Origin of the sequence: Pseudomonas helmanticensis (genome assembly GCF_900182985.1) — a bacterium.
GTDB lineage: Bacteria > Pseudomonadota > Gammaproteobacteria > Pseudomonadales > Pseudomonadaceae > Aquipseudomonas > Aquipseudomonas helmanticensis.
This window is the reverse complement of the sequence record NZ_FXUY01000001.1, coordinates 304,428-316,391: the sequence shown is the minus strand read 5'-3', so window position 1 is coordinate 316,391 and position 11,964 is coordinate 304,428. Positions and strand designations below refer to the sequence as shown.

Below are 11,964 nucleotides of genomic sequence, written 5' to 3'. Positions count from 1 at the left end.
ACAACTAAAACAACGATTGGCTGACAAGGAGTTGCGCTTCATGGAAATTGAAGAATTCGGCTACAAGCAGGAGTTGAAACGTAGCCTGACGCTCACCGACCTGGTGGTCTACGGGATGATCTTCATGATCCCCATCGCCCCGTTCGGTGTGTATGGCTACGTCAATGCCGAGGCACCGGGGATGGTGCCGCTGGCGTACATCATTGGCATGGTGGCAATGCTGTTTACCGCATTGAGCTACGGCAGCATGGCCCGCGCCTTTCCGATTGCCGGCTCGGTGTATTCCTACGCACAACGCGGCCTGAATCCACACGTCGGTTTCATCGCCGGTTGGCTGATGCTGCTCGATTACCTGCTGATTCCGCCGTTGCTTTACGTGTACGCCGCCATGGCTCTCAACCATCTGTATCCGGACATTCCGAAGGTCGGTTTCATTCTCGCGTTCCTTGTCAGCGCCACCTTCGTCAACCTGCGCGGCATCACTTTCACTGCGCGGATGAACATCATCTTCCTGCTGGCGCAACTGGTGGTACTGGGGATCTTCCTGTTCTATGCATGGAACGCCCTCCATAACGGTGGCGGTAATGGCGAGCTGACACTCGCGCCGCTGTATCACCCGGAAACCTTCAACTTCGCCCTGCTGATGCAAGCGGTATCGATTGCGGTGCTGTCGTTCCTCGGTTTCGATGCCATTTCTACCCTCGCCGAAGAAATCAAAGGCGACCCGGGTCGCAGCGTCGGCAAAGCCGCATTGATCACCCTGGTGGTGATGGGTGTGATTTTCGTCGTACAAACCTGGATTGCCACCGATCTGGCAGCGGGCATGGGCTTCAAATCCGCCGATACCGCGTTCTATGAAATTGCCGAAATCGCTGCTGGTAGCTGGCTGGCCACGCTGACCGCTGTCGCCACCGCCCTGGCCTGGGGTGTCGCCGTGGCGATCACTTCACAAGCCGCAGTTTCGCGCCTGCTGTTCGGCATGGCCCGCGACGGCAAACTGCCAAAAGTGCTGGCTAAGGTTCACCCGAAACACAACACGCCGTATCTGAGCATTTATCTGGTGGCGGTGCTGTCACTGATCATCTGCTACCTGTTCATCAACTCGGTCGACACCCTGACGTCGCTGGTCAACTTCGGCGCACTCAGCGGTTTCATGCTGCTGCACCTGACCGTGATCAACTACTACTGGCGTCGGCAAAAGTCCGGTCAGGTTGTGCGTCACCTGATCTGCCCGGTCATAGGCTTCATCATCGTGGCGGCCATCATGTACAACATGGGCGTCGATGCGCAGAAACTCGGCCTGATCTGGATCGTTCTGGGCCTGGTGTACCTGTTCTTTCTCAACAAGCTCGGCGCCAGTACCGCGTTGCCTGACCCGAGCAATGGCTGACAAGAAAAAGAGCGGCGTCTGACAACAAATCAGGCGACCGCCGATTTAACGCGTGGAAACCGACAGTGATAGTCAGGTTCGTGAATTCGCCGAACCCTTTGATACAGGAGTGCATCCATGCTGGTCTTACGCCCAGTCGAGCCAACCGACCTGCCGCAATTGCAACAACTGGCCCGCGACAGCATGGTCGGTGTGACCTCGCTGCCGGATGACAGCGAGCGCCTGTGCGACAAAATCGCCGCGTCCTGCGCCTCATTCGACAGCGAGGCGCAGACGCAGGGGCCGGAAAACTATTTTTTCGTGCTGGAAGATTGCATTGCGCAACGGCTAGTCGGTTGCTCGGAAATTCTTGCGACCGCAGGCTATAAAGAACCGTTCTACAGCCTGCGCAATCGTCACTTCACCAGCGCCTCGCGCGAGCTGAACATCGAGCACGGTGTACCGGCGTTATCGCTGTGCCATGACCTCAACGACCACACGTTGCTGCGCGGCTTTCACATCGACAAGGCGCTGGTGCGCACGCCGTTCTCGGAACTGCTCTCGCGGGCGCGGCTGCTGTTCATTGCCGCCCACGCGCCACGTTTCGCCGAAGCGGTGATTACCGAAATCGTCGGCTACAGCGATGAAGAAGGGCATTCGCCGTTCTGGGATGCGCTGGGCAAGCACTTCTTCGATCTGCCGTACGTTGAAGCCGAGCGTCTATGCGGCTTGCAGAGCCGCTCATTCCTCGCCGAACTGATGCCGCAATACCCGATTTACGTGCCGATGCTGCCGCTGGCCGCACAGGAATGCATCGGGCGCATTCACCCGGACGGGCAAGAGGCGTTCGATATCCTTGAGCGCGAAGGCTTTGAAACCAACAGCTACATCGATCTGTTCGATGCTGGCCCGACCCTGTACGCGCGCACCGCGAATATCCGCTCGATTGTGCGTAGCCAGACTGCTCCGGTGCAGCAATTGCCGGAGATCGATGCGCGTGGCCGCTACCTGCTGAGCAACGACGCGTGGCGTGGCTACCGGGCCATCGTTGCCGAACTGGATTACCAACCCGATCAACCGCTGTCCCTCACGCCTGCAATGTGTGCGGCGTTGAACGTGACCGATGGCAGCCAGATCCGGCTGATTGCCCTTTGAACCGCGCCCGGTTCCGCCGCCAACGACAGTGCCCGAACAGGCGCGCAAAAGGAGTTACAGCATGATTGTCCGCCCGGTCAACGTCAGCGACCTGCCAGCATTGATGACGCTGGTCCAACAAGCCGGCCCGGGGTTCACCACCCTGCCGGCCAACGAAGATCGCCTGGCCCATCGCGTGCGCTGGGCGCAACGTGCATTCGCCGAGCAAGTGGAGCGTGCTGACGCCGATTATCTGTTCGTCCTCGAAGACGATGACACACACGTGGTCGGTGTCAGTGCGTTGGCCGGCGCGGTTGGCTTGCGCGAGCCCTGGTACAACTATCGGGTCGGACTGACGGTGAGTTCGGCGCCGGATCTGGGCATTCAACGGCAGATCCCTACGCTGTTCCTCAACAACGAACTGACCGGGCAATCCGAACTCTGTTCGCTGTTCCTGCGCCACGATCAACGCACCGGCAGCAACGGCCGCCTGTTGTCGCTCGGGCGTTTGCTGTTCGCTGCCGAGTTCCCGCAGCTGTTTGGCGAGAAGATGATCGCTGAACTGCGCGGCAGTGCCGATGAAAAAGGTTGCTCGCCATTCTGGGACAGCCTCGGCCGGCATTTCTTCCAGATGGATTTCAGCCATGCCGATCATCTCTCAGGCCTGGGCAACAAGTCGTTCATCGCCGAGTTGATGCCGCGTCAGCCGCTGTATACCTGCCTGCTCACCGAACAGGCCCAGGCGGCCATCGGTCAGACGCATCCGAATACCGAACCGGCGCTGAAGATTCTTCAGGCCGAAGGCTTTGCCCACAAGGGCTACATCGACATTTTTGACGGCGGACCAGTCATTGAAGCGCCGCTGCGCAGTATCCGCACCGTGCGCGACAGCCTCGAACTGACCCTGAGCCTCGGCACCCCGGATGAACAGGCGCCGCTGTGGCTGATTCACAACCGTCGCCTGGAAAACTGCCGCATCACCGTCGCCCGCGCCCGTCGCGTCGGCAGCAGCCTGGCAATCGACCGTGCTACTGCCCAACGCCTGCAATTGCAGCCGGGCAATTCGGTGCGCGCGGTGATGCTGCCCAATCAACAGCGACAGGCGGTGGCGGCCTGAGTGACCGCCCCGCCTCAACCTGTGCAGCCAGGCTGTGTCTTCTTGATACAGCTAAATTTCGCCCGTTCAGATTAATCCTTTCAGCAAAGCGTTCACCGGCAAACACCCGCCTTGCAAATTCGTCATGATCCTTGACCCATTCGCGTGATAGCCTTTTCATTCTTCGGCGTTGACACATTTGCTCAAGCCTTTCCATTCCTTTGTATTGGTGGAACTCGTATGACCAGGCTTTCTCATCAAGATTTGCGCCGTAGTTTCCGTCAGCTACTGGCATCCGACACCTGCTATCACACCGCTTCGGTGTTCGACCCGATGTCCGCCCGCATCGCCGCTGACCTGGGTTTTGAAGTGGGGATTCTCGGCGGCTCCGTCGCTTCGTTGCAGGTACTGGGCGCACCGGATTTTGCCTTGATCACCCTCAGCGAGTTCGCCGAACAGGCCACCCGCATCGGCCGCGTCGCCCAACTGCCGGTGATTGCCGATGCCGACCACGGGTACGGCAACGCCCTCAACGTGATGCGTACCATCGTCGAACTGGAACGCGCCGGCGTCGCCGCGCTGACCATCGAAGACACCTTGCTGCCCGCCCAGTTCGGCCGCAAATCCACCGATCTGATCACGGTCGCCGAAGGCGTCGGCAAGATCCGCGCAGCGCTGGAAGCCCGCGTCGATACGGAAATGGCGATCATTGCCCGAACCAACGCCGGCATTCTGCCGACGCAGGAAATCATCAGCCGTACCCTGCAGTACCAGAATGCCGGGGCAGACGGCATCTGCATGGTCGGCGTACGCGACTTCGATCACCTCGAACAGATTGCCGAAAACCTCAACGTGCCGCTGATGCTGGTGACCTATGGCAACCCGCTGCTGCGTGACGACAAACGCCTGGCGGAACTGGGCGTGCGCGTCACCATCGATGGCCACGGCGCGTACTTTGCGGCGATCAAGGCGACCTATGACAGCCTGCGCGAACAGCGGCAGATTTTCACTCAGGCTGCGGACTTGAATGCAACTGAACTGACGCACACCTACACCCAGCCGGAAGAATATATTCGCTGGGCTGAAGAGTTCATGAGCGTAAAAGAATAATCAACGCCCGACTTAAACTTGAAACTCGACCGGCAGACGCAATGTCGCCGGTCGAGTTGCGAGTAGCATTGTATTGATACGCCCCGCCTTACACATGAATAAACACACTCCAACATCAACTAACAACTCGTTAGTTGCCACCCAACCCTGCCCACTATAAGTTCAATCCACTGAACAACGAGTGCGCAACACAAAATCCGCACTTTCAAACAAAAAACAAACAACAACAAAACAAACCATATAATATTTTCAGTCGGCAAGCGGAAACCACCCTGCCAACCAACAAAACAACAACATCGAGTTCGCCATGATAAACAACCTGCTCAACCCTGACCTGACACCATCACAACTTACAAACTCTATCAAGACACTCAACATGAGTGCCGAAATAAAAAATCTGGCGAACCTCAACTCCAAACAAACCGCGAACGTTTTCGACCCTGCTTACCGCGCTGCGATCATGAGCCTGACAAACACTCATACAGGCACATTGACTTTGCACTGTAACGAACATGGAAACATCAGCCTAAAGGTTCCGGATACTGCACCGCCGTCAGCACAGCTTTATTCTGTACCCGGCAACAGCGTTCTTTTCGCAATCAATTCGGAGTCTTTTCCCATCCAGCTTTATGAACTGGACGATGAGCATTTGGTACTTGCAGAGCGAGTCATGGTCGATGCCGCCAACCCTTTGTTCATTGATGGTACGAAAGTGTTGTTCGACAGCAATCCAACCGGGGACGGGCATCCGGCGTTTATTGGTAGCGTCAACCTGCCAGTCAGGAGTGCGGACATCAGCGTGTTCGACCGCGAGACATTGAGCAAAGTCGCATGGTTCCCGCATGACGACAGCGCGGCACGGTATATGGTGAGTCTTGAGTTGCTGGAAGCTACTGCGGATCCGGACGCTATCAAAGTGGCCAAAGAATTGATTTATCACTACCATCCCGCCGTTGCCTGGAAAGCTTTTCAGCTGATCAGAAACACTGATCAGCGCACCGCCTCGGAATATGTACCACTGTTGAAAAACCTACAGAACAGACGCTTGGATTTTCTACTCGAACAGAGTCAAGCGGCATGAAACTGGAAACTTTCATTGCACAAATGGCCACTTACGATTTAACGCGAGACACGCTAAAAATCGTAGCAGATCTGCGGCAACTGGCGACCAACCGTACATTGTTGAGCGAGCACCTATACACAACGATTCAGCGAGACGGCTTCAGTAGCAAAAACAGCTTGTACAGCGCTTATGCTTTCGTATTGCACTCCAACGACCTTTTTACCGTACGTTTGGGGTTCTGGTCTCCGGTCAGCTCACAGGATGAGCGTGAAACGTTCATCTATGACCTTTATCACAGTCATGACTTCGAACTCTATTGCGTGGGTTACAGCGGTGATGGTTACACCACTGTCACGCGAAAGATATTGCAAGACACCCCAATACAAGCAGGGAAAGTTCCTGCGCTCGGTGAGGAACTGGTTTTCAAACTTGAACCGGGCGCAGTGATACACATGCTGGCGCTACGAGAAATACACAAGCAACTTCCGCCTGAAACCATGTCCGCGTCGCTGAGTTTGCTTATACATCCGCCACAAGAAAGTAAAACCGAAGAAGCCTGGTGCTTCGATGACAATTTGATGCCGACTTATCCCGGCATCGCCGCACCCGAGACAGCGCTATTTGAAAGCATGCTGTCGCGTTTACAACACGGGCAGACTTCACTGCCCGTTCAATCAGAAAGGAAATCTGTATGAATCAGCAACTGAACAACTGGAACCAAACCCCTCTGCTGCGTGCCAGCACCAATGTCATCAACACACCTGTGAAGACGACCGCTGCATCACCGTGCGCCGGCTTCATACCCCGTTACAACGTGGGCAACATTCACGAGATCAAACAACTCTGGAGCGTGCCACAAGCAGCCTGAGTCCTGCTCAGCCCAAGCGACATCGGCGGCAGACCCCATGGGTCTGCCGCCTTCGTTGCGAGCATGAATGGTTCAACGCTTACTTGCCTGCCAACTCCATGATCATCCGCGAGAGCAGATAGATGCGTGGTGCCACACTCGCCACTTCGGCGTATTCCTCAGGCGTATGGATATTGCCGCCGACAATCCCGAAACCATCCAGCGTCGGCGTGCCCACTCCGGCAGACAGGCTGGCATCCGCAGCGCCACCGCTGCCCTCTTCAGTCAACTTGCGGCCAATTTCACCGTAAATCCCCTGCGCCATTGCCATCAACCGATCCGATTCGGGCGTTTGCGGCATCGGCGGCAGACCGCGCTGTAAAGACGTCTTCACTTCGGTATCGGCAATCAGTTTGTCCTGGGAAACTCGCGCCAGATCTTTTTCGATCCGGTCGAATTCTTCCGGCACCGCCGCGCGCACATCAGCCTTGGCCGTGGCTTGATCCGGAATCACGTTGGTACGATCCCCCGCCTTGAGCACGGTGAAATTGATCGTGGTTTTCTTTTCTTCGTCGCCGAGTTTGCCCAGTTGCAGAATCTGGTGCGCAACTTCCATCGCCGCATTGCGCCCAAGCTCCGGGGCGACGCCGGCGTGAGCGGCCTTGCCCTTGACCTCGACCAGCGCGGTCGCGCTGCCCTTGCGCCACACCACCAGACCATCGGCGGGACGGCCCGGCTCAAGGTTGAGGGTGACGTCGTGCAGTTTGGCGGTTTTCTTGATCAGGTCGGTGGCGACCTCCGAGCCGGTTTCCTCGCTGGCATCCAACAGGAAGGTGATTTGTGCGTAATTCTTGAAGTCGAGATTTTTCAGGACTTTCAGCGCATAGATCCCGGCGACGATACCGCCCTTGTCGTCCATCACCCCCGGCCCGTAGGCGCGGCCGTCCTTGATGTGGAATGGCCGTTCGGCGGCGGAGCCTTCCTTGAATACCGTGTCCATGTGCGCCATCAGCAGGATTTTCGCCTTGCCGGTGCCTTTGAACGTGGCCAGTACATGGTTGGATTTTTCCGGCGTATTGGGCACCAGCTCGATGGTTGCACCGAGCTTCTTCAACTCGTCAATGGCGATTTCGCTGACCTGCTTGAGGCCCGGTTCATAACCGGAACCGGAGTCGATGTTGACCAGGCGCTCCAGCAGCTTCAAGGCTTCGGGTTGGTATTGCTCGGCGTCGGCGAGGACTTGTTTGTGCGGTTCGGCGAAGGCATTGGCGGCTGACAGAGCAAGGGCAAGACCGAGGCTGGCGGCGAGAAGAGAGCGAGAGAATGCAAACGTCATGAATCGATCCTTGTTTCGCGTCGGGGGACTTGAACCGTACCCGACATCGACGCAAGGCTCCACACCGAATACGACACTCCCAAAACCCAAAACGAACACCAAACACCAAACACCAAACACCAAACACCGTAGGAGCTGCCGCAGGCTGCGATCTTTTGATCTTGTTTTTTAAAAAGAGCGAAAAGATCGCAGCCTGCGGCAGCTCCTACAGCGGGGATTAGGTCAGACTGAGTCGAGCAGTTCGCGTCGGGGTTTGTCGCAATTGCAGATCACCCGGTTACGGCCGCTCGCCTTCGCTTCATACAATGCCTGATCGGCATCGTTGAGCCAGCGCGTCGCATCGGCGTGCGACGGATCGTAAGCCGCCAGACCAATGCTCAAACTGACTTTCAACGCTGGATTCTGCTCATAACCCAGCGTGGCAAAACGCTCGCGCAACGCCTCCATCGCCTGGGCAGCATTGAACAGCGGCAGCTCTGGAAGAATCACGCAGAATTCATCACCGCCATAACGCCCGGCCACATCGGTGGCGCGCAGGTTCTGCCGGAGCATCTTGCTCAGCTGTCGCAACACAATATCGCCGGCGACGTGGCCGTAGGTGTCGTTGATCGACTTGAAGTGATCAATGTCGATCAAAGCAATCGCCGCGCCCTGCTGCTGCCGTTTGCAGCGCTGGAAAGCGATCTCCAGCTGATCCTTCCAGGCGCCATGATTGAGCAAACCGGTGAGGCTGTCGGTACGGCTCAACGCCAGCAATTCACGCTTATGCTGGCCAAGGGTGTAGGCCTGACGAAAGCAGATCCAGCCCAATGCCAGCGGATACAGCATCAGTAACGGAAGGCAGGCATACAGCTGCAAGGGCGAGGTCTGCGGGATGAATGCCGGGGCAAACACCACCAGCCCGACACCGACGCCGAGAATCTGCGCCGCCGCGCCGGCCAAGAGAAAACGCAACCCGCCGATGGCAACGTTGTTCATCGCCATCATCGACACAGTCGTGGCACTGGGCAGTGGATTGAAATGCATGGCGGCGACCCAGAAGCCACCGAGAAAGGAGTCGACCAACAGGTTTCGGTGTTCGGCGTGGTAAGGCACGCTTGAGCGGCGCGCCCATTGAAAGGCCAGATGCGGCCACACCAGACCGTTGAACAGCATCAGTGCCCACACCCACGGCGGCGGATCGAGCGGGTACATCGCCACGCTCACGCACATGAGCCCCAGAGCCAGCCCGAGGGTCCGCGATGTATAAAGCCTCCTGGCCAATGAAAGTCCCTTTCCTCCCGTGTTTCCCATAAGGGCCTCGACACTCGACGGAACCTGCGCACCGTAGGACGGATGTGTTGGAAGTCTATCAGGGCGACGTTAAATAGCCATCACCGGCCAGCGCCCCCTTAACAACCTCCCCTGTCCCGTAGGAGCTGTCGAGTGAAACGAGGCTGCGATCTTTTGATCTTCAAAATCCAAATCAAAAGATCGCAGCCTCGTTTCACTCGTCAGCTCCTACAGGGCGAATATTTGGCTATACATGAAAGGACTAAAACGGAAAAACAACTATAAGAAGGAGGCCCATGCAGACCTACCAAGTGTTGATCATCGGCAGTGGATTTGGCGGCCAGTGCGCGGCGGTCAACCTGCTCAAGGCCGGGATCGAGGATTTTCGCCTGCTCGAGCGCAGGGACTTCTTCGGCGGCACCTGGTGCCAGAACACCTACCCCGGCGCCGCCGTAGACGTGCCGTCGCCGCTGTATTCGCTGTCGTTCGCGCCATACCGCTGGTCGCAGATGTTTGCCGAGCAGGCCGAACTGCACCGCTACACCGAACATGTGATCGAGCAATTCAACCTGCGTGAGCGCGTGGAACTGCAAGCCAACGTCGAGCGCGTCGAATGGGACGACACGGAAAAACGCTGGGCCGTGCACACCGCCAGCAAAGGCACGTTCTACGCGCAGTTCCTGATCAATGCCAGCGGGCCGCTGAGTCAGCCGGTCATCCCACAGATTCCTGGCCAGGATCGCTTCCAGGGCAGGACATTTCATACCAACAATTGGGATCACAGCTACGACTACCGCGGTAAACGCGTGGCGATTGTCGGCAGCGGCGCCAGCGCCGTGCAGGTCATTCCGACGATTGCGCCGCAGGTCGAGCAGTTGCACGTGTTCCAGCGCACCCCGCATTGGCTGTTGCCGCGTGCCGACCGCCGCTTCGGCGCGTTCCAGCGTTGGCTGCTTGGTTTGAAACCGGCCTACAAACTGCTGCGCTGGTTGATCTACTGGCAATTCGAAACCCGGGTGATCGCCTTCAAATATTCGCGACCAGCGATCCACATGGTGCAACGCCAGGCCATGCGCCTGCTTGAACGTCAGGTACCGGATCCGGTGATGCGGGCCAAACTCACGCCGGACTTCACCATCGGCTGCAAACGGGTCCTGCTCTCGAACACCTATTACCCGGCGCTGACCCGCGCCAATGTGATGCTGCATACCCGCGAACAGGGCATCGCGTCGCTCGATGAAAGTGGAATCAACACCACGGATGGCCAGCACATCGATGTTGACCTGATCGTCTGGTCGACCGGTTACAACGCCACTGACGGGGTAATTTCCTACCCGGTCAGCGGAAAAAACGCCGTGCAACTCAGGGACGTCTGGGCCGAGTATCCGCGTGCTTACCTCGGCACCAGCCTGCCGGATTTTCCCAATCTGTTTTTCATCACCGGTCCCAACACCGGCATTGGCCACACTTCGGCGCTGTTCATCATCGAATCGCAGATGAACTACATCCTCGACTGCATTCGCACCGTGCAGGCCAAAGGTCTGCGCAGCATCGAAGTACGCCCCGAAGCGGAACGTACCTACACTGCAATGATTCATCGGGAAATGCAGCGCACGGTCTGGAAGTCCGGCGGCTGCCACAGTTGGTACCAAAGCAAGAGCGGTCATGTGATCGCAATGTTTCCCGGCTTCAGTTTCAGTTATCACCGGTTGACCCGGGCGCTGAAACCGGCCGACCACATTTTCTCCTGAACACGTAAAAGGAAGACGTCGATGCTTTTGCTGTTTGTTGCCCTCGCGGTTTTCGTGGCCTGGAGCTGGTTGAGTTATCCGGCGGTCGGTCATTGGCTGTATGACCTGAACATGGCCGTCGAGGCCAAGCTGTACAAATTGCACAAGATCGAAGTGCCGATCGCCGAAATGACTGTCTCGACCTGGCAAGGCGGGCCTTACGAAGCCGCCAGCGCGATCCTGATGCTGCACGGTTACAGCGCCGAAAAAAACCTCTGGCTGCGCTTCTCGCGGCATTTTGTCCGCCAGTATCGGGTGATCATCCCGGACCTCGCCGGCCACGGTGAAACCGGCTTCAAGGCCGGCGGCGGCTACGACATTCCGCTGCAGGCCAAGCGCATGATTCAACTGCTCGACGTCTGCGGCGTGGACAAAGTCCATGTCATCGGCAACTCGATGGGCGGCTACATCGCCGCATGGCTGGCGGCGACTTACCCGGAGCGGATTGCCTCGGTGGCATTGATCGACCCGGCCGGCGTCACGGCGCCGGAAGTCAGCGACATGGAGCGCCATCTGGCACGCGGGCATAACCCGTTCCTGATCAACTCCCGCGAAGAATTCCGGCGTTTTTATGCGATGACCATGGCGTCGCCGCCATGGGTGCCTGGACTGGTGCTGGACGCCATCGCCCAGCGTTACGAACAACAACGCGATGATCTCGAAGAAATCTTCCGCGATTTTCGCGCCAGCCCGCCGATGGAGCCGAAACTGGCCGACATCAAATGCCCGGCACTCCTGCTCTGGGGGCGCAAAGACCGCTTGATCGACGTCAGCAGTGTGCCGATCTGGAGCAAAGGCATCGCCAATCTGCAGGTGGAAGTCTGGGAAGGCGTGGGCCACATGCCGATGGTCGAACATCCGGCCAGCACTGCGCGCCTGTATCGGCAGTTTCTCGGGCAACAGGTGCACTGACAGAACGCGGGATCAGTCATTGGCAGAATGAAGTT

Annotated in this window: 11 protein-coding genes; 9 read left to right on the top strand and 2 right to left on the bottom strand. The window is 57.7% G+C overall.

Features of this window, described 5'->3' with window-relative positions; all coding sequences use genetic code 11:
* Positions 1–40 precede the first annotated feature (40 nt).
* The 7 genes from QOL84_RS01615 (at position 41) to QOL84_RS01585 (ending at position 6,640) form a co-directional block, all read left to right on the top strand.
* Positions 41–1,390: an APC family permease gene (locus tag QOL84_RS01615; RefSeq protein ID WP_283435911.1), complete on the top strand. Its 1,350-nt coding sequence runs from the start codon at positions 41–43 to the stop codon at positions 1,388–1,390.
* Positions 1,391–1,507: 117 nt separating this feature from the next.
* The gene (locus QOL84_RS01610; RefSeq protein ID WP_283435910.1) at positions 1,508–2,524 is read left to right on the top strand and encodes an arginine N-succinyltransferase; all 1,017 of its coding nucleotides are present in this window, start codon (positions 1,508–1,510) and stop codon (positions 2,522–2,524) included.
* 61 nt (positions 2,525–2,585) lie between these two features.
* Positions 2,586–3,620, top strand: coding sequence for an arginine N-succinyltransferase (astA, locus tag QOL84_RS01605; protein WP_129394624.1), 1,035 nt, complete (start codon positions 2,586–2,588; stop codon positions 3,618–3,620).
* Between the two features lie 219 nt (positions 3,621–3,839).
* On the top strand, positions 3,840–4,709 hold the full coding sequence (locus QOL84_RS01600; RefSeq protein ID WP_129394625.1) for an isocitrate lyase/PEP mutase family protein: 870 nt from the start codon (positions 3,840–3,842) through the stop codon (positions 4,707–4,709).
* 307 nt (positions 4,710–5,016) lie between these two features.
* Positions 5,017–5,790, top strand: a complete 774-nt coding sequence (locus QOL84_RS01595; protein WP_283435909.1) for a hypothetical protein — start codon at positions 5,017–5,019, stop codon at positions 5,788–5,790.
* Positions 5,787–6,467, top strand: a complete 681-nt coding sequence (locus tag QOL84_RS01590) for a transposase (RefSeq protein WP_283435908.1) — start codon at positions 5,787–5,789, stop codon at positions 6,465–6,467. The genes QOL84_RS01595 and QOL84_RS01590 overlap by 4 nt, the downstream gene beginning before the upstream one ends.
* Positions 6,464–6,640, top strand: a complete 177-nt coding sequence (locus tag QOL84_RS01585) for a hypothetical protein (RefSeq protein ID WP_283435907.1) — start codon at positions 6,464–6,466, stop codon at positions 6,638–6,640. Before QOL84_RS01590 ends, QOL84_RS01585 begins: the two co-directional genes overlap by 4 nt.
* Positions 6,641–6,719: 79 nt before the next feature.
* Here the strand turns inward: QOL84_RS01585 and QOL84_RS01580 are convergent, their stop codons facing one another.
* The gene (locus tag QOL84_RS01580) at positions 6,720–7,955 is read right to left on the bottom strand and encodes a M20/M25/M40 family metallo-hydrolase (protein WP_283435906.1); all 1,236 of its coding nucleotides are present in this window, start codon (positions 7,953–7,955) and stop codon (positions 6,720–6,722) included.
* Positions 7,956–8,177: 222 nt separating this feature from the next.
* Positions 8,178–9,248: a diguanylate cyclase gene (locus QOL84_RS01575; protein ID WP_283435905.1), complete on the bottom strand. Its 1,071-nt coding sequence runs from the start codon at positions 9,246–9,248 to the stop codon at positions 8,178–8,180.
* A gap of 275 nt (positions 9,249–9,523) precedes the next feature.
* On the opposite strand from QOL84_RS01575, the gene QOL84_RS01570 reads away from it, so the two are divergent.
* The gene (locus tag QOL84_RS01570; protein ID WP_283435904.1) at positions 9,524–10,978 is read left to right on the top strand and encodes a flavin-containing monooxygenase; all 1,455 of its coding nucleotides are present in this window, start codon (positions 9,524–9,526) and stop codon (positions 10,976–10,978) included.
* Between the two features lie 21 nt (positions 10,979–10,999).
* Positions 11,000–11,929 (top strand): alpha/beta fold hydrolase, encoded by a 930-nt coding sequence (locus QOL84_RS01565; protein ID WP_283435903.1) that lies wholly within the window; start codon positions 11,000–11,002, stop codon positions 11,927–11,929.
* Positions 11,930–11,964 lie beyond the last annotated feature (35 nt).

Bases quoted from the DNA above. Each gene is read 5' to 3' on its own strand.
- QOL84_RS01585 (WP_283435907.1), top strand. From the start codon at position 6,464: ATGAATCAGCAACTGAACAACTGGAACCAAACCCCTCTGCTGCGTGCC.
- QOL84_RS01575 (WP_283435905.1), bottom strand. From the start codon at position 9,248: ATGGGAAACACGGGAGGAAAGGGACTTTCATTGGCCAGGAGGCTTTAT.
- astA (WP_129394624.1), top strand. From the start codon at position 2,586: ATGATTGTCCGCCCGGTCAACGTCAGCGACCTGCCAGCATTGATGACG.
- QOL84_RS01610 (WP_283435910.1), top strand. From the start codon at position 1,508: ATGCTGGTCTTACGCCCAGTCGAGCCAACCGACCTGCCGCAATTGCAA.
- QOL84_RS01565 (WP_283435903.1), top strand. From the start codon at position 11,000: ATGCTTTTGCTGTTTGTTGCCCTCGCGGTTTTCGTGGCCTGGAGCTGG.
- QOL84_RS01580 (WP_283435906.1), bottom strand. From the start codon at position 7,955: ATGACGTTTGCATTCTCTCGCTCTCTTCTCGCCGCCAGCCTCGGTCTT.
- QOL84_RS01615 (WP_283435911.1), top strand. From the start codon at position 41: ATGGAAATTGAAGAATTCGGCTACAAGCAGGAGTTGAAACGTAGCCTG.
- QOL84_RS01595 (WP_283435909.1), top strand. From the start codon at position 5,017: ATGATAAACAACCTGCTCAACCCTGACCTGACACCATCACAACTTACA.
- QOL84_RS01600 (WP_129394625.1), top strand. From the start codon at position 3,840: ATGACCAGGCTTTCTCATCAAGATTTGCGCCGTAGTTTCCGTCAGCTA.
- QOL84_RS01590 (WP_283435908.1), top strand. From the start codon at position 5,787: ATGAAACTGGAAACTTTCATTGCACAAATGGCCACTTACGATTTAACG.
- QOL84_RS01570 (WP_283435904.1), top strand. From the start codon at position 9,524: ATGCAGACCTACCAAGTGTTGATCATCGGCAGTGGATTTGGCGGCCAG.